The organism is Bacillus piscicola (genome assembly GCF_022458745.1).
Classification (GTDB): domain Bacteria; phylum Bacillota; class Bacilli; order Bacillales; family Marinococcaceae; genus Alteribacillus_A; species Alteribacillus_A piscicola.
This window is the reverse complement of record NZ_JAJJJF010000007.1, coordinates 101,993-123,442: the sequence shown is the minus strand read 5'-3', so window position 1 is coordinate 123,442 and position 21,450 is coordinate 101,993. Positions and strand designations below refer to the sequence as shown.

The 21,450-nt window shown below is 46.4% G+C and carries 16 protein-coding genes; 11 read left to right on the top strand and 5 right to left on the bottom strand.

Going from position 1 to position 21,450, the window contains the following annotated elements; translation table 11 throughout:
• Nucleotides 1–9: 9 nt before the first annotated feature.
• Nucleotides 10–522 (top strand): acetone carboxylase subunit gamma, encoded by a 513-nt coding sequence (locus LOR49_RS12115; protein ID WP_240376997.1) that lies wholly within the window; start codon nt 10–12, stop codon nt 520–522.
• Between the two features lie 161 nt (nt 523–683).
• Here LOR49_RS12115 and LOR49_RS12110 read toward each other — a convergent pair whose 3' ends face one another.
• On the bottom strand, nt 684–2,636 hold the full coding sequence (locus LOR49_RS12110; protein ID WP_240376996.1) for a sigma-54-dependent Fis family transcriptional regulator: 1,953 nt from the start codon (nt 2,634–2,636) through the stop codon (nt 684–686).
• 940 nt (nt 2,637–3,576) lie between these two features.
• Here LOR49_RS12110 and LOR49_RS12105 point away from each other — a divergent pair.
• Nucleotides 3,577–3,765 carry a hypothetical protein gene (locus LOR49_RS12105; RefSeq protein WP_240376995.1) on the top strand — a complete coding sequence of 63 codons (189 nt, stop codon included), beginning with the start codon at nt 3,577–3,579 and terminating at the stop codon, nt 3,763–3,765.
• 244 nt (nt 3,766–4,009) lie between these two features.
• Here LOR49_RS12105 and LOR49_RS12100 read toward each other — a convergent pair whose 3' ends face one another.
• Complete coding sequence (locus LOR49_RS12100; RefSeq protein WP_240376994.1) at nt 4,010–5,101, bottom strand: sensor domain-containing diguanylate cyclase; 1,092 nt, start codon at nt 5,099–5,101, stop codon at nt 4,010–4,012.
• A gap of 203 nt (nt 5,102–5,304) precedes the next feature.
• On the opposite strand from LOR49_RS12100, the gene LOR49_RS12095 reads away from it, so the two are divergent.
• Nucleotides 5,305–6,831: an S-layer homology domain-containing protein gene (locus LOR49_RS12095; protein WP_240376993.1), complete on the top strand. Its 1,527-nt coding sequence runs from the start codon at nt 5,305–5,307 to the stop codon at nt 6,829–6,831.
• A 167-nt stretch (nt 6,832–6,998) separates the two neighbouring features.
• On the opposite strand, the gene LOR49_RS12090 is transcribed toward LOR49_RS12095, so the two are convergent.
• Entirely contained in the window at nt 6,999–7,814 is an 816-nt protein-coding gene (locus tag LOR49_RS12090) for a sulfite exporter TauE/SafE family protein (protein ID WP_240376992.1), read from the bottom strand.
• 253 nt (nt 7,815–8,067) lie between these two features.
• On the opposite strand from LOR49_RS12090, the gene LOR49_RS12085 reads away from it, so the two are divergent.
• Complete coding sequence (locus LOR49_RS12085) at nt 8,068–9,069, top strand: LLM class flavin-dependent oxidoreductase (RefSeq protein WP_240376991.1); 1,002 nt, start codon at nt 8,068–8,070, stop codon at nt 9,067–9,069.
• A 488-nt stretch (nt 9,070–9,557) separates the two neighbouring features.
• Here LOR49_RS12085 and LOR49_RS12080 read toward each other — a convergent pair whose 3' ends face one another.
• On the bottom strand, nt 9,558–10,118 hold the full coding sequence (locus LOR49_RS12080; RefSeq protein ID WP_240376990.1) for a YkuS family protein: 561 nt from the start codon (nt 10,116–10,118) through the stop codon (nt 9,558–9,560).
• A gap of 432 nt (nt 10,119–10,550) precedes the next feature.
• Between LOR49_RS12080 and LOR49_RS12075 the strand changes: the two genes are divergently transcribed.
• From LOR49_RS12075 to LOR49_RS12055, 5 genes are all read left to right on the top strand, one after another.
• Nucleotides 10,551–13,553, top strand: a complete 3,003-nt coding sequence (locus tag LOR49_RS12075; protein ID WP_240376989.1) for a GLUG motif-containing protein — start codon at nt 10,551–10,553, stop codon at nt 13,551–13,553.
• Between the two features lie 964 nt (nt 13,554–14,517).
• Nucleotides 14,518–14,778, top strand: coding sequence for a FeoA family protein (locus tag LOR49_RS12070; RefSeq protein WP_240376988.1), 261 nt, complete (start codon nt 14,518–14,520; stop codon nt 14,776–14,778).
• The gene (locus LOR49_RS12065; protein ID WP_240376987.1) at nt 14,775–15,506 is read left to right on the top strand and encodes a FeoB small GTPase domain-containing protein; all 732 of its coding nucleotides are present in this window, start codon (nt 14,775–14,777) and stop codon (nt 15,504–15,506) included. Before LOR49_RS12070 ends, LOR49_RS12065 begins: the two co-directional genes overlap by 4 nt.
• Complete coding sequence (locus LOR49_RS12060) at nt 15,496–16,884, top strand: nucleoside recognition domain-containing protein (RefSeq protein WP_240376986.1); 1,389 nt, start codon at nt 15,496–15,498, stop codon at nt 16,882–16,884. The genes LOR49_RS12065 and LOR49_RS12060 overlap by 11 nt, the downstream gene beginning before the upstream one ends.
• A 12-nt stretch (nt 16,885–16,896) precedes the next feature.
• Nucleotides 16,897–17,145: a hypothetical protein gene (locus tag LOR49_RS12055; RefSeq protein ID WP_240376985.1), complete on the top strand. Its 249-nt coding sequence runs from the start codon at nt 16,897–16,899 to the stop codon at nt 17,143–17,145.
• Nucleotides 17,146–17,296: 151 nt separating this feature from the next.
• On the opposite strand, the gene cyoE is transcribed toward LOR49_RS12055, so the two are convergent.
• Nucleotides 17,297–18,211, bottom strand: coding sequence for a heme o synthase (cyoE, locus tag LOR49_RS12050; RefSeq protein ID WP_240376984.1), 915 nt, complete (start codon nt 18,209–18,211; stop codon nt 17,297–17,299).
• 609 nt (nt 18,212–18,820) lie between these two features.
• On the opposite strand from cyoE, the gene LOR49_RS12045 reads away from it, so the two are divergent.
• Nucleotides 18,821–19,510, top strand: a complete 690-nt coding sequence (locus tag LOR49_RS12045) for a FadR/GntR family transcriptional regulator (RefSeq protein WP_240376983.1) — start codon at nt 18,821–18,823, stop codon at nt 19,508–19,510.
• Nucleotides 19,511–19,512: 2 nt separating this feature from the next.
• On the top strand, nt 19,513–20,763 hold the full coding sequence (locus LOR49_RS12040; protein WP_240376982.1) for a CynX/NimT family MFS transporter: 1,251 nt from the start codon (nt 19,513–19,515) through the stop codon (nt 20,761–20,763).
• Nucleotides 20,764–21,450: the final 687 nt, after the last annotated feature.

Genomic DNA, 21,450 nt, shown 5'->3' with positions numbered 1-21,450 from the left:
AGGATGGTTATGGCCGACTACAAATACGATCACAAAGTAATTAATGAACTGGTCGAAGGTACATTAGAGTGGTACCAACTCAAAAACATGATGTCTAGTCATAAAGATGCCGACCGTTTTAAAGTATACCGGGAAGTCATGCAAGAGAGAGTATCCTGGGATGATCCCATTCTATTACCGCTCGGACTCCACTTATATATCGTGTTAAAGGAAAATGGAGATCGGATTGTAAAGTGCGATTGCGGTCACGAATTCTGCGATTATCAAGAAAACTGGAAGGTCCACGCGAATATATTTGTCCGGGATGACGAAGAAAAAATGAATGAAATTTATCCTGTATTAATGGCACCTGATCCAGAATGGCAGGTCATCCGTGAATATTACTGCCCTAGTTGTGCCGCCCAATTAGAAGTGGAAGCCGTTACTCCTTGGTATCCTGTCATTCACGATTTTGAACCGGATATTGATACGTTTTACAAAGACTGGGTCAAGCTCCCTCTCCCTGAAGTAAAATCTAAGTAATTTCTAAGTGCTGCTTCAGGCGCCCGCTCGGTGAAAAGAACGCGAGCACGAGGCCTGAAGCGGCCACTCGAACAATATCCTCTCTAACGTTACATGAAAAGAGACTGTAAATGGGGAACAGCCCCAATACAGTCTCTTTTCTTATTAAAAAGGTTAGGATGTCATACTTTCTTCATGACATCTATCTCATACTTTTTCATTCTGCGATATAAGGTGGTCCTCGCAATTTGGCATCGTCGTGCTACTTCTGATAAATTGCCATTCGTTGCATGGATTAATTCGATGATCTCTTCTCTTTCCGCCCGTTCTAACGGGGTGAGCCGATCAGCTGTGTAAGTATCAAACTCATTCTGTTTTTCTAAGATATATTTCGGCAATGATTCCAGCGTAATACAATGACCCCCGTGAAAGAGAATAGCGTATTCCATCACATTCTTCATTTCTCGAATATTTCCAGGCCAAGAATACTCTTCAAAAAGAGCAAGCACATCTTGACTAATGGCCGGTACTTCTCTCCCGTGTCTGTTCGCTAATTCCTTTGCAAAGTGTTGGCATAAGAGTGGAATGTCTCCTTTTCGATTTTTTAACGGAGGCAAATGCACTTCCACCACGTTCAATCGATAGTAAAGATCGGCGCGAAATGCACCTTTCTGTATTAAGGATTCTAAATCTTGGTTCGTTGCCGCGATAATTCTCACATCGATCGGAACGGGTTTCGCGGAACCGACAGGAACGACTTCTTTTTCTTGTAATACTCGCAACAGATGAACTTGTAAATCTAGGGGCATCTCCCCTATTTCATCAAGAAATACCGTCCCGCCATTGGCTTCTTCAAACTTTCCTTTTTTTCCTTGGGGATCTCCGCCTGTAAACGCTCCGCGAGCATAGCCAAATAATTCACTCGTAATTAAGTTCTCAGGAATCGCTCCACAATTAATGGCAATGAAAGGGTTATGTTTGCGCTCGCTTTTCAAATGAATGTTATGCGCAAACACTTCTTTGCCGGTCCCGCTCACTCCTGTAAGAAGAACAGGTATATTTTTGTCCGAGATGACACCGATTTTTTGAACCGCTTGTTTGAGAGCAGCCGATTGTCCAATGACCCCTTTTAGTTTCGTATTCGGAGGCGCAGAGAGTCCCGTTTTTTCGATAAACAGGGCAAAACCGATGTGTTCTGCGTTAAATGTAATGCGTCGCACCCTTATTTTTGATGGAAAGGATGCAACTTCCCATTCTAGTTCGTAGGGTTTTTTCGCTAGCAACACCCTTTTTAATGAAGATATCTCTTCCTTTTCCCACAGCTGCGTCCAATGGGAGAGCGAAAAGAGATCTAAACATGCGCTATCTCCATGCACAACATGTAACATCTCGTCCAATATTACAACGTGGGCGGAGGTATTGGTTTTCATTTCTTGATACGTGTCTTGTAAATGTTTAAACACATCATAGGAATGGATAAATAACTGTTGCTCGATTAAATACGAAACATTTTGGACGACGCTTAAAGAATGAGATTGCGCATGATGACTAGGTCCTGTTAAGTCAATGATACCTAAGATGTTATTCGTTCTTGGATCACGAATCGGTGCAGAGGAACATACCCAAGGATGAACCCCTTGACAATAATGTTCAGAAGAGAGTATTTGAATCGGCTTTCTTGAGGCAAGAGACGTTCCAATGGCATTTGATCCTGCAGACTTTTCACTCCAATCCGCTCCAATGACAAAGTTCATCTGTTCAGCTTTATCTAATATTGGGGTTTCTCCTTTTAAACAAATAATCTTTCCTTCTTGGTCACCTAACGTAATCAAGTGATTCGTACCAGCTATTTGTTTGGAAAAGTTTTCGATAATGGGCAGGGAGGCGTTATACAAGGCGGATTGGTTTATTTGTTCTTTTAATTTATCTTCTCTTACTTTGATTAGGGTTTGTTTTTGTAATGGGTCGACTCCATATTGTTGGCAACGTTTCCATGATTCTAAAACTTCTACACGTACTTTGTTAGACTGTGGAACTTCCCTTTCACTCATAAAATACTCCCAATTACTATCTAGTTCCTTTAATTTGTGTGGGAGCTCGTCTATTGAATGGAACGCTAAACTTGACCGAACCACCCCAAAATCCCCCTTGTCATTAAATCTCGATTCTAAGCCAATTTGAGGTACAAACTACTGCTCTTACTAACTCAGACTATTCTAGTGGCTTGTCCTCGGATAGGTTATACTTAACTGGACAGATTCGATAAGGTCATAATAAACCCTGAGGAGCATCAATATGATCAGACGAGCAGGAAGGAAATTTGTCAAATCTTATACAATGTTCAGTTGCAGGTCTCCGTTTATGTCTTTTCCGCACAAGTCAAGCGACCGGATTCGCTCTTAAGAAAGGTGACAGTAGTAGTTTTATGGTAGTTGATAAGTTTAAAAAGACAAAATAGTACATATTTTAATAATATTCTAAATAAACTAATTTGTCAAATGGATAAATTGGGATGAGGTTGATATTCAACTGAACCAGCTTTGTATTTTCCGTGTTGTTTATCGAACTTAGGCGAGAAGTGTTTTTGTTCATCATGATGATAACCAGAGAATGAGCGTTGGAATCGAGAGTTAGTGGGCACTACGGTGCTGTTATTTTTCGCAAAACATCTTTTCGCAGCTTCATAGGGGCGCTATGATGCTGTCATTTTATCTCATGATCCATTTCACAACGTCAAAGGCTCTTAATGGAGTCGTTATTATGGCCAGAGCCCCATTTCACGACGTCATACACGGTCAATGGAGTCGTTATTTTCTGTAATACTACTTTTCGCGGCTTCAAAGGCTCGGAGGAAATGGTATTAGTGGATTAGCAGGACTATGTAATAGAAAGCACGTCGGTGAAAGCAGGTTTTTATGAAGGAGTTGAGACGGGATTTAAAGGATTTCAAACGAGTTCTGCACAATTTTCACTTAGAAAGCCAGAGCCTTTCTCCCGACATGCAGAAAAGAGTACTCCATCTTGTGAATACAAAGGCTTCAATAACCCCTAAGTTGATAAAGGACATACTGCGACATGGGAAAGTATAACGAAAAAGATAATGATGATTATCTGGTAAGACATACTTTATTGGGAATGGATACCTTCGAAGACCTGGAAGAAGCTGAAGCATTAGTCTTTTCACTCCGCGCAACGGAACTGGAGCAAGGTGAACACACAATCAGTTCTTTTCCTTTGGAAGGGTTTCAAGACTTGCACCGCTAAGCGGGTAGTCCTCTTCATCCATTGAACGTCCCGGAATTATTATACACAATAAAATATTCGCTGGTAAGGGGAGAGGATGCAGGTACATGAAAAAAGAACGGAGGATAAAATCTGTGGAGGTTGAATCTTTTTAGGGATTTTTTGCTTTTGTTGTTGAGAGTGTCTTTTGCGTCCACCGCTATTTGCAGGAGGTGGGGGTGGCATGATGTGACACCCCCACCCTAAAGGCTTTCTAAATGTTTTTTTAGTCAAAAGCAGGTGGCAGGCCGCTCATCGGTGGCAGTCTCCATGTCTTCTCTTCTTTTGGCGCCGGGGAATAAAAGGTGAACCCGTTCTTCTGTTTATGTTTGACCTTATACATCGCTTTATCCGCATGCATAAGCAGTGTTTCTGCATCCTCCCCGTCGTCTGGATAAACGCTAATACCGATGCTGCTTGATAGGCTCTCGGCGGTATCTTCGGTTTGGTAAGGTTCGGAAATGTTGTTTATAATACGAGAGGCGATGGATTCGACTTCCTTTCGACTCGTTTTTTCAAAAACCGCCACAAACTCATCGCCGCCGACCCGTGCGATAAAATCTTCTTTTCTCATGCTGCGAAAGAGTCTTTCCGCCACTTCCTGCAGAATGAAATCCCCCGCGTGATGCCCGTGGTTGTCGTTGACATGTTTGAAGTCATCCAAATCGATAAACATCACCATGACTTTCCGGTGGTGGCGCTGCGCCCGTGAAATGGCTTTTTGTAGGTGAGAATCCAGCCATACCCGATTCGGCAAATCGGTTAAATCATCTGTGTAGGCGATCTGCTTTAGTTTTTCTTCCAGCTGTTTTCGTTCCGCAGTGTCGATAAATTGCCCCATCACCTTTGTGACGGTGCCATCCACATCCATAACAGGTGTAGCGTGAAGCGAAATCCATTTTTGTTGTTGGTCGGCGCGCAAGATCCGATACTCGACCTTTACAGGGTTTCCGGTAAGCAGTTCTTCTTCCGCCTGGACCAGTATAGCCTCGTCATCCGGATGGACGATTTTTTTCCAAAGGTCCTCGTCCTCTTGAAATGCCTGCCGCGGATACCCGAACAAATTCTCGACCTCTTCCGAGAAATCGATTGTGTTTGTGGTGACATGTTGGGTGAATATAACGCCGTCCACGGTCGTCCTAAGAAGCTCTTGATCGGCTGCTTGTTCTGCTTCAGTTTTTCCCTCGTCATACCCTTCCTCGTATCCATAGTGAAAACCCTTTTTGTATCCTTGTTTGTAAATGGCATCGAGCATTTCTTCTATGATTGAAATATCCTCAAAAGATAGTTTTTGAAATAACTCTTTTTCTTTGGACATTGGCTTTTTAAGGCACTCCTTTTTGGCTTCTTGGTCGTCTGTCTCTGTTATCAATATATACGTACCCCGATTCTTCAGATGCTAACCGTGAAGGTGGTTAAACGTTCAAAAGGCTTGTATTTTTTGAAAAGGTAGAATATTTAGTGCGCGGACGCGGTAACGTGTTATACTGGTTACAGTTATATTTGGGGAGGAGTGTTGGGATGGTTAGAAAAGGTGTGTTTGTGCTGGTGACGTTTTTGCTGTTCACCTCGGCTGCTATGGCTGGGGGAGGTTTTTCAGATGTGGGGGGAGAGTTTTGGGCAAAATCGAACATTGAGTACTTAAAGGATGAAGGGATTATTTCCGGTTACGGCGATGGAACGTTTGCGCCGAACAAGGAGGTAAAACGAAGTCAAGTCGCCAAGATGCTGTCCGAGGCATTGGATTTGGAGCTGGAAAACCGGCCGGACCCAGGGTTTACGGATATAAACCGTGACTTCACGGGCTATGACTACATTGCCGCAACCGCAGCAGAAGGGATTTTCGGAGGGAAAAAAGACGGTAGCTTTTCTCCAAATGCTATCATGACGCGTGCGCAGATGGCAGCCGTGTTAAACCGTGCCTTTGATCTGCCGGAGCGGGTCACGGGTAACATCGCCATTGCCGACATGGAGCCTGGCGATACGTTTTACGACGATGTGCAGGCAGTGGCGAAAGCGAAAATAACGACGATTACGTCAGGGGAGAGCTTCGAGCCGTACGAGAAATTGACCCGGGCTCAGTTTACTGCATTCCTCTCGCGAACGTTAGCGCCGAAGCAATTTATCGATGATAGTGACGAGGACACGGATGCGGATGACCCGGCCACTCAGACATACCATAATGAACAGTTTGATTATACTGTGACGTATCCAGAAGCGTGGGGAGAAGGCAGTTATTTTCAAAATGACCCGGATGAGAGAGGGAAGTTTCTCTATGATAAAGAGGGCGGGATGATAAGAGTATTTGCCGCACCGCATGTAAGTGACGAGTATTTCCCGGGAAATGTCGAAATAAAGCAGCTCCAACTCGATGATGGCAAAACGGCGGAGTATTACGTGAACCACCATCCCAGCATCATAGAGTTCAGCATGGTGCTTGTTCACCAGGGCGTCGTCTATAACATTAGCGGGGAGACTCATCCGGATTTCTTTAATACGCATGAAGAGGAAATCATGGATGCCATGCGAAGTTTAGAGACAGGAGGAGAGTCGGAAGAAGCGGCAGCAAAAGCAGCAGCTGACTCGGCCTTGTCCGCCATAGGCGCGGAGGATTGGGAGGCCCTTTCCTCGTTTGTCCATCCGGATAAAGGGGTACGTTTTTCTCCGTATGCCTACGTAGAGATAGCAGATGATCAGCAGTTCACCGCGGCGGAAATGGAGACGTTATGGGGAGATTCGACCACTTACTTGTGGGGACAGTACGACGGCACCGGCTTTCCAATTGAGTTGACGTTCCAGGAATACTATGAGGAGTTCATTTACGCCCGCGATTATCTCCATGCCGATGAAACGTCGGTGAATGAGAGGCTCGGACAGGGAAATACGATTGACAATAGCCAGGACGCTTATCCCGATGCCGAGATCGTCGAATACCACTTCACCCATTCCGGAAACGGTCTGGACTGGTCCTCGCTGCGACTTGCGATGGAAAAGCAAAACGGCAGCTGGTACGTGGTTGGCGTGATTCACGACCAATGGACGATTTAACGCATTTGAAAAATACGAGAAACCGGGTGGAGAGCAGTTGCGTGCTCTCCGCTTTTTTCATAGAATCCATCGTGTTTTGGAAAGCATCCACACGTAAAAGGGACCCATTCAGAGATTACGAGCTGAAATCCAGAGAGACAGCCCCATCAACGAACATCGTAACCACCTTACAACGAGGCGGCCGCCTGCCATATGGATGTGATGCCAATGATGATCAACATCAAGAAAACGAGACGTTTGAAATTTTCATCATTGATGTATTTACGTAAAGGGTGCCCGAGTAAATAGCCGATGAAAGTGGGAATGATCAAGCCACCCACCGCTATCAGCACGTCTGCTTGATTTTCCTTATGAACCACAAAAAAAGCCAATAGAAAGGCCAATACATAATTGATGAGGAAATAATTCACAAGGGTTGCGCGAAAGGTATCTTTTTTCAGGAAATTTATTAGAACGGCCACTACCGGAGGGCCGGGCATTCCAACAACCCCGGTCAATAAACCAGAAAACATTCCCGCTATGTAAAACCCTCTCGGTACTTTTTTCTTTTCCGCTTTACGGCTTGCGGAAAGCTCGGTAGGAGAGTCACTCGTTGCGGCTTGTTCTACCTTAGCGGTACGCCGCTCTCTTTCATTCTGAATCCACTGAACCACGATGTATACTAAAACCGATGCCCCGACAATACTTTTAAGATGAACGGCATGCAGCCTATCGCTCCCCAGCAAACCTACACATAATCCAAGTAAGCCAACAGCCGTTAAAAGCCCAACCAGATCCCAGCGAGCCTTTTTCCAGTCTTTTCTTGCTTGAAGAAAAAGGATAAGGATAGACAACACCATACCGATTAAGACGGCTTCATAACCAGGGAAAAGAAACATTAATAACGGAATCGAAACCAGCGCGAAGCCAAACCCTGTCAAAACTTGAACCATCCCTGCCGCCATCACGGCAATACTACCTAGCAGGAAAACGATCGGATCCAAAACAGGCACCCCCCTCTCTTTCAAAAGGTTATTCAACAATGGTGTACGACTTCCATATGCTATCTAATTTACCATAAAGGGATGGTGACTACGACATAATGCCGGAAGATACGCTGGCAAAGGTTAATCAAACCGTTTTCAAAAGGGATGAATGAGTCCTTCCCTGTTTTCATACAGGCTGCCAGATTGGCCCCGTCGTGAATAAATTGTTACGATAGTTGTGTTAACTCCACGTGCAGAAAGGATAATTCTCATGGCAAATATACAAATACCAGTATCGCTTTTAAACCTAGTTCCTGTTCGCGAGGGGCAGGAAGCCGGGGATGCGATTCATGATATGGCTGATTTAGCACAAGCGGTAGAGAAAATGGGGTATACCCGTTACTGGATCGCCGAGCATCACAATACACCGCGGTTAGTAAGTTCCGCGACGTCGATTTTGATTAAACATGTGTTGGAACACACCGAACAGATCCGCGTCGGCTCGGGCGGGATCATGCTGCCGAACCATTCACCGTTAGTAGTGGCGGAACAGTTTGGAACATTGGCGACGATGTATCCGGACCGGGTGGACTTGGGACTGGGCCGCGCACCGGGAACAGATATGATGACAGCAAGTGCGCTTAGAAGATCGATGCATGAGTCGGTCTATACGTTCCCTCAGGATGTGCAATCGCTCTTAACCTACCTCGGACCGGAAGAGGACCAAGGGTTTGTGAAGGCTCATCCCGGCGCTGGCACGAATATCCCGATTTACATTCTCGGCTCCTCCACCGATTCCGCATACTTAGCTGCCGAGTTAGGCCTGCCGTATGTGTTTGCGTCTCACTTTGCTCCTAAACTTATAAAAGAAGCTATTTCCATTTACCGAAATCGCTTCAAACCATCCGAGTACTTAGAGGCGCCGTACGTGATGACAGGCCACAACGTTATCGCTGCGGAAAGTGACGAAGAAGCTGCATTTTTAGCCACGACCATGTACCAATTTTTCTTGAACATTATCCGCGGCACGCAGAACCCATTACAACCTCCCGTGGAAAACATGGACGAAGTGTGGACCCCTTCCGAAAAAGCCATGGTAAACGCGAAATCCAACCTGGCCTTTTTAGGAGGAAAAGAATCAGTCCGAAACCAACTGGAAGCCTTTCAAGAAGAGTTCCACGTCGACGAAATCATGGCCGTTACGTATGTCTACGACCAGGAGAAACAGAAACGCTCTTTTGAACTATTGAAAGAAATCGTCGATGGTAAATAAAGTGACTGCTATAGTCCTGTGGAGAAACGCTCTCCGCAGGGCTCTTTTTTTGTTGTATCCAGAGACAGCACTCGGAAATCCAGAGATAGCGGAGGGGAATCCATAGTTACGTAGCGGGAATCCAGAAATACAGCGTTGGAATCCAGACTTAGCGAGACAGAATCCATTCATATGGAATAAGAATTCACAGTTAGCGATCAGGAATCCAGAGATATAGCGCGGGAATCCACACTGTTAGGACAGAGTCCATACTCAACGGGGGAGAATCCAAAGTTAAAGCGCAAGAATCCAGACTTAATGGTGAAGAATCCATAGTGGGAGCACCGGAATCCAGACTTCGTGAGAAAGAATCCATACTTAAAGCGCCGGAATCCACACTTGGGCAGAGATAATCCAGATATAACGAGCTAAAATCCATACTCAGCGAGACGGAGTATGGAAGGTGAATACAAAAAACAGCACCCGTCAGCTCGGATGCTGTCTTCTTTTTATTGTTTAACAGGAATGGGTCTTTCTTGTACTCCTTCTGGTATGCCCGTTAGCTCGTTTCTTGCATTGGTTTTGGCTCTGTTTCTTATTTTTGCAACGTTTTCCTTCGCGACGGATGATTGTTCTCTTACTTTGGTCGCAAGGTTTGTTGTTTGTTCTTTCGTTTGGGTTGCTTTTTCATTCACATTTTGACGAAGTTCTTTGCCGCTTTTAGGAGCGAGCAAAATTCCGGCGGTTACGCCGACTACTGCGCCAACAGCCATACCGCTCATTAATGGTTTTCCCGACATTCCTTCCGATTCGGATTCCGGGTCTCTCATTTCTCCCGTACGCTGTAACCGAACTTTTACCTCTTCGGCAATGTCAGAAACAGAGCGTCCTCTCGCTTCGATGATCGGTACGTTCATATGAATATCAACTAAATCATCCATCGCTCTGACAACGACGCAATCATACTCCGGTGAATCTGTCTTCTCTTCTAACATCTCGGCTTCATACCCTAATTCGCGAAGTTCCTGCTTCACATCCGTTAATGGGTATTCTACTGCAATTCGTGCCATCCAATCCCTCCTAGTTTTATAGTGCTAATCCCCGAACACCTCCCGACTTAAACATGAATGTGAGACAGCGCATAAAAGAATGTGCAATCGAGAGGTGTCTTGCTATGCAATTGGACCGTGTTGAAATCCAGAGTGGCAGTGCAGAAATCCACACATGCGGCATTTGAATCCAGAGATGAAGCGTTAGTATCCAGACTTCAGGACTCGTAATCCAGAGTCAATGTGTAAGAACCCACACTTACAGCTTCGGAATCAAGAGTCGGCGTAATAGAATCCACACTTACAGCAAGAGAATCCTGAGTTAGCGTGCTGAAATCCAAATAACGTGAATAAATATCTATTTTTCCGTCCTCATGGGGTGAAGTTTCACGCTGGTTTGCCGATATTAGGAAAGAAACCAATGTTTTTTTGTCTTGTAATGGAGGGTGACATATGGGGAGAAAGAAAAAGGGTACTTTTTACTTAAACTCAATGAGGTTCGCGATTGCTTTTTTTACAGTTGTTGTGCTTTTTCCAGCGTCTTTTAGCAGTTTGGCAGGTAACGGTGTTGTCTCGCTCGTAGAGGTGGCTGCAGCCAAGAGCTATGAGAAAATAGACTCGGCATATGATTTAGCGAACATGGAAGTGGACGGGAATTATAAATTAACGGAGGACATCGACTTATCCGAGTATGGCAATTGGAAGCCGATCGGTGACAGCACGGATCCGTTTACCGGGGAATTCGACGGGAATGGTCATGTCATCAGCAATGTAACGATTAATGACAAAACGAAAGATAATCTCGGTTTATTCGGGTATGTGGAAGGGGCGACGATTAAAAATCTGACTTTGAGCCATGTTGACATTGAGGGCCAAAAAAATGTCGGCTCTTTAGTTGGAAGGATGGCAAATGGTTCAGACATTGAAGAAGTTTTCGTTCAACATGTTTCGGTTGATGGGGAAGATTATACTGGTGGATTAGTTGGTTACGTTGATAATTCGAAAGTTAAAGAAGTTGCCGCTCAATACCTCTCAGTTGAAGGAAAGAAACATACAGGGGGGCTTTTTGGAAAAACGGAAGGTTCGACTACTGACGACAAGTCTTCCATGAATGTTAGCAAGTCCTCCATTCAGTATCTTACGGTTGATGGTGCGGATAATACAGGTGGCTTGATCGGGTATGCGATGGCAACGGACATGGAGGATGTCTCCGTTAGTACGGGTGATGTGATAGGAGACTCTGACACAGGCGGCCTGATTGGCGATTCGCAAAAGTCTTCCATTACACAGTCATACACCTCAGTGGATGTGACTGGGGACGATAAGGTGGGAGGCTTAGCGGGTTATTTTCACGCCAATGATTCCTCCATTACGAGCGCATTTGCAATCGGTGATATTCGTGGAGAGAGCCATGTCGGCGGACTTGTGGGGAAAGGTATAAATGGAACAATAGACAACGCGTATGCAACGGGGGATGTGCTCGGAGAAACAGAGAATGCTGGTGGTTTAGTCGGCTATGCTTTTAACGGCATGACTATTGAACGGACATACGCGACAGGAACGGTTAAGGGAAAAGAGAATGTAGGCGGGCTTGCAGGAAAAATGAACGGGGGTATTTTTCGTTCATTTGCTTTGAATCCTGAAGTAAAAGGGAAAGGAAATGTCGGGCCGACGATTGGCAGGTATGAGGGAACATATGGGAAAATCTATGCAATATCGGGGCTTGCTGCTTCGGGGCATGGAGATTTCGTGAATGGAACCATTGATTTCAACCAAGCATTGCAGAAGTCGACGTATACCGATGCCGGTTTTAATTACGGACATGTTTGGGGCATCGAGGAAGGGAAATCGCTTCCGTACCTGCGGCAGTACAAGCAAGCACGCGTCGAATATGATGAGGCAACGGGTAAATGGGTGAATAAATATGCAGGCCAGCAGGTAACGTTTCATTGGCTGCCTATCTACAATGACGACGGGGACGAAGCTGAAAAATACCAAGTTTTACGAAATGGCCAGGAAATTGCGGTTGTCGAAGGTACGTCCTATACAGACGACGAGGCAGAAATTGGGGAAACGAACAGATACAGTGTTGTTCCCGTTTTTGCAGATGGATCAGAAGGGCCGGAAATAGAAATTCCGGGGGAGGATACATCCGGAGGCAATGACTCGGGCGGCTCGAATGACGGCGGCTCCAACTCCAACGGTGATTCAAACAACGGCGATAATAGTAATTCAGGTGGTGGCGATTCTGACTCTGGATCGAATGATGATAATGGGCCGGGGTCAAACAACGGCTCTGATTCAGGCGGCTCCAATTCGAACGACGGTGGGTCTGACCCAGATAATAATAATTCCAATGACGGCAGTTCTGACACGGGCCAAGACGGGGGATCCGATAATAGCGGCGGCAGTGATAATAGTGGCGGCTCTGATTCAGGCGGGCCGGACAGCGATAACGAAACGCCGGACAACGGCAATATCGGCGAGCCGGGCAATCAGCCGACGACACCACCCGTAACGGATCCGGACGACCTCGATGCTCCTGAAAGTCCCGGAATTGAAATCGGAACAGATTTTATCCGTATTGCCTGGGATCCCATTCCAGGAGCCGCGTATTATGAATTGACACGCGACGGCAAAACGCTGTACGTGAAAAATCATGAGGACAGTATTGATCTCTATTCCTACGTCGATCACCCGATTGATCCGATGGAGTGGTATCAGTATGAAATTATTCCTTATGACGGGGAAGGGGACAAAATCGATGACAGCAGCATCAGCATCGATTCCGTACCGAAACCGATTTTTACGGAAATGGTTTACAGCGGGGGCAGTGAGTCTTTAGTTAATTATGAAGACGGAGAGAAAGTCTCGGTAGCAGATTTGGCAGCCGGTATTAAAATAAAAATGGATTTTGGCAATGAAGTGGCAGCGGAGGACGAAGACAAGTTTGTACTGGAATATTACACAAAAGCGAACGGATGGACGGAATATGATAAATCGATTTCCCTGCATCAGACGGATACCGTTTATATCCGGACCCGTCTCAAAAAAGCAGGGAAACACGACCAAGTCAGCGCTTACTCCCATTTAACATTCGTTCGGGGAGACGCGGAACCGGAAACAGCCGATCCGACCTATCCTGCGGCGGACGAAATAGCAGCATACCGAAAAATGACACGCTACAATCATCTACAACCAACGGGAACGATCACCATTTCCTTCACACAAGCTCTTGATCCCGACACGGTAGATAAAAACAGCGTACTGGTGTTTAACGAACACAAGGAAGCTGTGAACGCTACCGTCACTTTGAAAAAGGACAAGGTCTTTATCAAGGGAAACTCTCCATTCCAGCCAGGAGAGTATGAATTAGTAATCACCGAGGAGGTAAAAGGAGAAAACGGCCGAAACCTCAAACAAGGTGCGATCATCACCTTTACGGTAACCAAATAAAGGAATTCGAAAAACGGAGAGTCCACGCAGGCTCTCCGTTTTTTTATGGTTGAAAAGGGGGTGCTTGAATAGAGCAAGCTGGAATCCACAGGAAGAACGCCAGAATCCACACTTAGCGTGCAGAAATCCAAATTCGGAACGTTGATATCCAGACTTGGAACGTTAGAATCCGAAGTCAATGTGCTAGAATCCACACTTGTAGCTCCGGAATCCAAACTTCCTGTGCCAGCATTCGAACTTGGCGTGTATGAATCCATAGTTAGAACGATGATATCCATATCGGGCGCGCGGGAATCCAGAGTCCACGTGTTTGAATCCATACTTAGTGTGCTGGAATCCACAGTAAAAAAGGGCAGATCGAAGCGCAACAAAGGAATGACGCCGCGAAAAACCGGAACACCGACAATAACAGCCTCATAGACACTGAATGACGTCGTGAAAAAGAGGAAAGGAAGAAACAACGACGCCATAGCAAGCGAATGACGTAGCGAAAACGAGCGCATGAGAAAATAGCAAACCCATAACTGTCGAATGCCGCCTCAAAAACGAGCGAGCGGCAAAATAACAACGTCATAGAGACTAAATGAGGTTGCGAAAAGGAAGCAACAGAAAAATAACGACGTCATAGCGCTTGTATGAAGCCGTGAAAAAGCGACAACGTGTAAATAACGGCGTCATAGTGCCTGCATGATCCGCGAAAACCGCCAAATTGAAGCAAATACTAGCTTCATAGAGTGTACTAGTAATTTTTCCTATAAAAAGCAAGTGAATGCTTGCCTACAATGTATCTAGAAAAATAGTTCTTCAGTATTGCACAAGGTAAAACTTTTGTTTTATAATCAACTTACATGCCAAAAGGAAAACATCATGCACACACATAACCGTGTTCGTGCATATGAATAATAGCGTCTGAATGTTGCCCTTAACCAAGTGTTTAACGGCTGTACAAAAGGGGAGGTCGAGTATGGAAAGCAAGCCTATTTACCAGTTTCATAAGGGTGATCGGTTGGAAATTACGTCGGTGCAGGTGGAAGGTGTGATGCGGAGACGCTTGTTGGATCTGGGATTTGTCCGGGGAGCGGTCATTGACGTGGTCCAAAAGAGCCCGTTGGGAGATCCGATCGCCTTCCGGGTTTTTAACACGAGTATTGCGTTGCGCCGGGAAGAAAGCTCTCTCATCCATGCGGTGAAAATGGAAGAAGATAGCGAGGTGAAGGTCCAGTGAGTCATAGAGTTGCGCTTGCCGGTAATCCCAATACCGGGAAAAGTACGTTGTTTAATTTGTTGACGGGTTTGCGGCAGCACACGGGGAATTGGCCTGGGAAAACGGTCGTTCGCGCGGAAGGGGAACTCCGCACCGACAATCACACCTTTCAAATCATTGATCTCCCGGGTACTTACTCGCTTTATTCCAATTCGGCGGATGAGGAAGTTGCACGCGATTACATTATTTTTGAGAAGCCGGATATTACGTTAGTAGTGGTGGATGCGACGTCGTTGGAGCGGAATCTTAACTTGGCGCTGCAAGTGTTAGAAATGACGAAGAACGTAATTGTATGTGTGAATTTGATTGATGAAGCGAGACGAAAAGGAATAACGGTCGATAAGAAAGAGCTCTCCCGCCGGCTTGGTGTGCCCGTCGTGTTACTTTCCGCGAGAGAGAAAATTGGTGTGATCCAATTGATGAAAACGATGGACCAGATGGTAGACGGCAAGATCAGTACCGATCCTTATCTGATTCCTTATGAGGAAGAAGTGGAAAAAAAGATCGAGGAGATGGAGCCGAGAATTAAAGAGATTTTCGGGGATTCGATGCCTTCTAGATGGCTGGCCTTGCGATTACTAGACGGCGACAAAAACTTGCTTCAGGCGTTAAAAACGTATATTCGAGATCCTCAGAGTGTCGAGATCAAGCACGAGCCTGCGCAAGGAGGATGCTGTCATGGAGCATAGTGCCGAAAAAAAAATAGAGCAGTTGGATCACTTATTTCAGGAGGGGTCGGATGACCTCCGCGACCACATCGTGTCGAGTATTTATCAATCGACGCAGGGACTGACCAAAGAGGCGGTTCAGTATTCTCCTAAAAAAGCGTCCTGGCTGGATACCAACCTTGATCAAATACTCACATCGCGCATGTTTGGTTTTCCCATTATGCTGGCAATGCTCGCCGTTGTCATTTATCTCACGATTGCCGGGGCGAACTATCCCGGAATTGTGATTGCGGAAGCATTTGCCAGGGTGGAAGATGGATTGACTGCCGTGTTTCAATGGGTGCACGCACCGGATTGGTTGTACGGCATATTAGTGGAAGGGCTGTACCGCGGGACCTCATGGGTCGTCAGCGTGATGCTGCCGCCGATGGCAATCTTTTTTCCGATGTTCGCGTTACTGGAAAACTTCGGTTACTTGCCAAGGGTGGCGTTTAACTTGGATCGTTTTTTCAAAAAATCCGGAGCCCACGGCAAACAATCGTTAACGATGGCGATGGGATTCGGATGTAATGCGGCTGCGATTATGTCCACTCGTATTGTCGAATCGCCGCGGGAACGAATGCTTGCGATTTTGACGAATAACTTTGTTCCTTGTAATGGACGCTGGCCGCTCATCATTGTGCTCGCTGGTTTGTTTATGGCCGCCGGCTTCTCAGGTGGCATGAATACGTTTATTTCTGCAGGCGTGGTGGTAGGAATTGTGTTATTCGGTGTCGTGATGACTCTTTTCGTGTCATGGGCACTTTCGAAAACATTGCTGCGCGGGGTGCCGTCTCATTATACGTTGGAGCTGCCGCCTTACCGGAAGCCAAAATTCTGGAATACGATCGTTCGCGCCACTTTGGATAAATCGTGGTTTGTGTTAAAACGAGCGGTGATTATCGCAGCACCGGCATCGCTGATTACGTGGATTCTCGCGAATATTATGGTGGGAGACCTTAGTGTTCTGGAGCACATTGCGGCTTTCTTAGATCCGTTTGCTCATGCGATTGGGCTAGATGGCTTCATTTTAATGGCCTTTATTCTTGGATTCCCCGCGAATGAAATTGTGCTGCCGATCTTATTAATGGGTTACCTCGCTACCGGATCGATGATTGAAGTGGAAAATCTTCATGACTTGAAACAAATCTTCCTCGATCACGGCTGGACCTGGTTGACCGCCTTAAATATGATGTTATTCTCCCTGTTGCACTATCCATGCGGCACGACGATGCTCAATATCTGGAAAGAAACGAAAAGTCCGAAATGGACGTTCACGGCTTTCGCCTTACCGACAGCCATCGCAATCGTCGTTACGTTTATCATTGCCCAAACCGTAATAGCATTAGGGCTCGTTTAGAAAATAAAGTAGGTGGATGTCTCTACAGGAGAGATCCGCCTTTTTTGTGCGATAAATACAGAGAAGAGCGGCTGGAATCCAGAGTTCAGGCGTAGAAATCCACACTTGTTGCGATGGAATCCAGAGTTAGCGGGAGGGAATCCAGACTCGGTGCAAGAGAATCCAGAGTTAGCGGTTGGGAATCCAGACTCGGTGCGAGAGAATCCAGAGTTAGCGGTTGGGAATCCAGACATAGTGCGAGAGAATCCAGAGTTAGTGTGAGGAAATCCAGACTCGGTGTGAGAGAATCCAAAGTCAGTCGCTGGTAATCCAGACATGTCGTGAAAGAATCCAGACCCACGACGCTTGGTGCCACAACAAAAAGGCGCCATCCACGATGTCAGGCGGATGGCGCCGTTGTTTTTTCCAATGATTATAAACGAAAAATAATGCCGACTAACGAGTAAATAATAACGGTGGAGAATAAGACGGTCATATGGATGAGTGAATAGAAAAACATTGATTTTGCCCATTGCTCAGGTTCTGCTTCGTCATAACGACGCACACTAATAACGAGCCAAATCACGCTTAACAGGAGGGCAACCAGCATGAGTCCTAAGCTTAAGGATCCGAATAAAAAGCTGATCAAAATCATGATGACTAAATACACATTTGTTTGATGATACGTTCGTTTGGTTCCTTTTACGACGGGAAGCATCGGGATGTTCGCTCCCTCATACGCCTTATGATTTCGAATCGCGATCGCATAGAAGTGCGGCATTTGCCAAATAATCATAACGACAAAAAGTCCGAGAATCGCAGGGTGTGTGATGTCTGGATACATCGCAGCCCAGCCGATAAGCGGCGGCATCGCCCCGGAAATGCTGCCAATTTCTGTATTGTAAATCGTTCTCCGCTTACTCCACATCGTGTACGGCACCACGTAAAAGAATAATCCGAGAAACCCGAGGAGCGCGGCGAGAGGTGTCGCGAAGTAAAGAACCGCTATTCCGACAATCGACATCACGATACCGAGGACTAATACAGCGGCCGGCTTGATATCCCCGGTGACCGTAGGCCTCGTCTTTGTCCGTTCCATAATCGCGTCAATATCGCGGTCGTATAAATTATTGAAAGCCCCGGCGGCCCCAATCACAAGTGTCGTACCAATTAAAGCAAAAAAGATATCCGGAAGTTTTCCAACAAGGTTGATCTGGTACGTATAAAGTGCCAATGTTAGTCCAGCAAACATCGGTACGAGATTTGATTTTATAATACCGGTTTTCACCGTTTTTCCTAACACTTGGGAGAACGTCTGCTTTTCTGTGGTGATATCTGAACTCTGCATGATTATCCTCTTCCCTTTTTTCCTAAAAAATGATTAAAACACTATGATACATATCTACCATACATCTTCCGGGAACGCTATTCAAACTTTTATTCGCTTGTAGGCGTGTGTTTTTACGTAAATGTGAACACGCCGTAACATCGAGAAATACAAAGCAGGAATCCATTGTCGTGTGAAAGCAGATATCCAGACATCCGTGCACGGAATCCATACAACGGGTGTGGAAATCCAGACTTGAGGGGCAAGAATCCAGGCAACAGTGCATGGAATCCACACATCAGGCGTGGAAATCCAGAGACTCCAGTGAAGAATCCATACATAAGGAACGGAAATCCAGACTCGCGCAGTAAGAATCCAGTTATCTCCCTATCGCCTTATCCAGATGATGCGGCTTGGAATCCCTACTTGAGTTCCATTAATCCAGAGTTGTCACCCGAGAATCCAGACTTCCCTTCTATGAATCCATACACGGAGCACCATAATTCAGAGATCTGTACGTTTTATCCAGACTTGCGCAGGGACGAAGTTTTCTTCATTTACACGTCCTCGCGCCTTGTGTTAATCTGTTCTATGAACCAATCATCCTACAAATTTTATAAAGAGGGAACTATGATAAAAAAAACAAATCGATTGTCGTTAGTAGAACAGGTGGCGTCTCAGATCGAACAGTTAATTGAAGCGGGGCATTGGGCGGTCGGGGAGAGGATTCCCCCGGAGATGGAGCTGATGGAACGCTTTGATGTGAGCCGGAACACGTTAAGAGAGGCGATCCGCGCGCTCGTGCATGCAGGGTTGTTAACGACGAAGCAGGGAAGCGGCACGGTTGTCCGGTCGGCGAGCGCGTTAGGTGCGGCCCTTGAGCGGCATGTAAAAAAAGCCAACCTACTCGAAACGCTGGAAGTTCGGGTGGCGTTAGAAAAGCAGGCGGCTGCCATGGCTGCGGAACGGCGAACGGACGACGATCTTGTCCAACTTCGCGCGTGTATCAAAGGCTGCCAAGCGGCGGCGGGACGCGGTAATCAGGATGAATTTATAACTGCTGACATTGCTTTTCACGAAGCGATTGCAGCGGCTGCGCATAATCAGCTACTCGTTGATTTATACGAACCAATGACGGATAGGTTGTACACCTTTATCCGCGAGGTCATGGAGTTGAACCCTCCCGGTCATTTTGAAAAAGAGCTGCATCTCGAACTTTTGGAAGCCATTGAAAAACAGGACAAAGCGGGAGCGGCTGCCTATGTGGAGCGATACATGAATGAGTTGCAACAACAAGTAACGACAACAATGGAGGAGTAACAGTGAATAAACAAACCGGATCACTAGGAAATAGAAACAACGCGAGCACGAACAGTTGGTTACTGCTCCTCGGCGCGATCTTAATCGGTTCCAATCTAAGGGTGCCATTGACTTCAGCGGGAGCGCTGATCACGTTTATCCGCGATGACCTCGGTATCTCGAATGCGCTCGCTGGGTCCATTACAACGCTGCCGTTACTCGCGTTTGCGTTGCTGTCCCCATTCGCTCCAAAAATAGCGAACCGTATTGGGATGGAATGGACGATAGCTGTCGCTTTGATGCTGCTTATTCTTGGTATCGCGATCCGTTCGCTGACGGGGATTAGCTTTTTGTTTATCGGAACGCTCTTCATTGGGCTTGCAATTGCTATCGGAAACGTGCTGCTGCCTGGTTTTATCAAAATGAATTTTCCCTTAAAAATCGGTGTCATGACCGGGTTATATGCGGTTTTCATGAATATTTTCGGCGCGCTCGGTTCCGGGCTTAGTGTCCCGATTTCATCTATTGGCGGGATCGGCTGGCGCGGCGCACTTGTCGTTTGGGGAATACTTGCGATCATCGCGCTGCTCGTGTGGATTCCACAGCTTCGCAAACAAAAAGATCTTCCGGACATACACAGCGGCGAAACAGTGAAAAAACGCCCAAATCTATGGCGTTCGCCACTAGCCTGGAAAATCACGATTTTCATGGGCTTCCAGTCCTTAATCTTTTACACCATGATCACGTGGCTTCCGGATATTTTACAATCCAACGGGTTCGGCTCGAGCTCCGCCGGCTGGATCGTGTTTCTCATGCAATTTGCGTTAATCCCTTTCACCTTTATCATGCCGATCTTGGCAGAAAAAGTGAAAAACCAAGTAGGACTGAGTATTGGGGTTGCCGTCTTGTTTATCCTCGGTGTGGCCGGACTTTTTCAAGGCAACACCACTTTTGTTCCTTTGTATGCGATTTTCATTGGAATTGGCTGCGGCAGTGCCTTCAGCTTATCAATGATGTTTTTCACCTTGCGAACAAGCGACGGGTATGAAGCAGCCGAATTGTCAGGCATGGCCCAGTCTTTCGGCTATCTCTTGGCAGCGGTCGGCCCGGTCCTTGTCGGGGCGCTGCATGACATGAGCCACGGATGGGGCACCCCCCTCCTCCTACTGATCGCCATTGCCGTCGTCATCCTCTTCACCGGTATTGCAGCTGGAAAAGAACGAGTCATCAACCCTACTGAAAACACAAAAAGCCCCCAATACAAAATCAATTAAACATCTACCACTCTCGCGACGTCATACAAGATATGGCGTCGCTATTTTTCGTTGCGTTGGATTTGACGACACCATACGTGTGCAATGGAGCCGTTATTATGAATCACGCTAGGATTGACGACGTCATAGAGGCTCGATGAGGTCCTTATTTTTCGTTGCGCCGGATTTGGAGGCGTCATAAAGGACTAATGTAGTCGCTATGATGCCGCGCGTCGGATTTGACGACACCATACGTGTGCAATGGAGTCGTTATTATGAATCATGCTAGGATTGACGACATCATAGAGGCTCGATGAGGTCCTTATTTTACGTTGCGTTGGATTTGGAGGCGTCATAGAGGTTTAATGTAGTCGCTATGATGCCGCGCGTCGGATTTGACGACACCATACGTGTGCAATGGAGCCGTTATTATGAATCACGCTAGGATTGACGACGTCATAGAGGCTCGATGAGGTCCTTATTTTTCGTTGCGCCGGATTTGGAGGCGTCATAAAGGACCAATGTAGTCGCTATGATGCCGCGCGTCGGATTTGACGACACCCTACGTGTGCAATGGAGTCGTTATTATGAATCATGCTAGGGTTGACGACGTCATAGGTGCCCGCTGGCGTCGTTATTTTAGCCCGCGCCGGTTTTCACAGCACCAAGGCGGTGTTGTTTTTTAGAGTATCCTCAATGTTGCAAGTG

Excerpts from the sequence above, each read along its gene's own strand:
- LOR49_RS12115 (WP_240376997.1), top strand. The coding sequence starts at position 10 with ATGGCCGACTACAAATACGATCACAAAGTAATTAATGAACTGGTCGAA.
- LOR49_RS12105 (WP_240376995.1), top strand. The coding sequence starts at position 3,577 with ATGGGAAAGTATAACGAAAAAGATAATGATGATTATCTGGTAAGACAT.
- LOR49_RS12100 (WP_240376994.1), bottom strand. The coding sequence starts at position 5,101 with ATGTCCAAAGAAAAAGAGTTATTTCAAAAACTATCTTTTGAGGATATT.
- LOR49_RS12095 (WP_240376993.1), top strand. The coding sequence starts at position 5,305 with ATGGTTAGAAAAGGTGTGTTTGTGCTGGTGACGTTTTTGCTGTTCACC.
- LOR49_RS12085 (WP_240376991.1), top strand. The coding sequence starts at position 8,068 with ATGGCAAATATACAAATACCAGTATCGCTTTTAAACCTAGTTCCTGTT.
- LOR49_RS12080 (WP_240376990.1), bottom strand. The coding sequence starts at position 10,118 with ATGGCACGAATTGCAGTAGAATACCCATTAACGGATGTGAAGCAGGAA.
- LOR49_RS12075 (WP_240376989.1), top strand. The coding sequence starts at position 10,551 with ATGGGGAGAAAGAAAAAGGGTACTTTTTACTTAAACTCAATGAGGTTC.
- LOR49_RS12070 (WP_240376988.1), top strand. The coding sequence starts at position 14,518 with ATGGAAAGCAAGCCTATTTACCAGTTTCATAAGGGTGATCGGTTGGAA.
- LOR49_RS12060 (WP_240376986.1), top strand. The coding sequence starts at position 15,496 with ATGGAGCATAGTGCCGAAAAAAAAATAGAGCAGTTGGATCACTTATTT.
- cyoE (WP_240376984.1), bottom strand. The coding sequence starts at position 18,211 with ATGCAGAGTTCAGATATCACCACAGAAAAGCAGACGTTCTCCCAAGTG.
- LOR49_RS12045 (WP_240376983.1), top strand. The coding sequence starts at position 18,821 with ATGATAAAAAAAACAAATCGATTGTCGTTAGTAGAACAGGTGGCGTCT.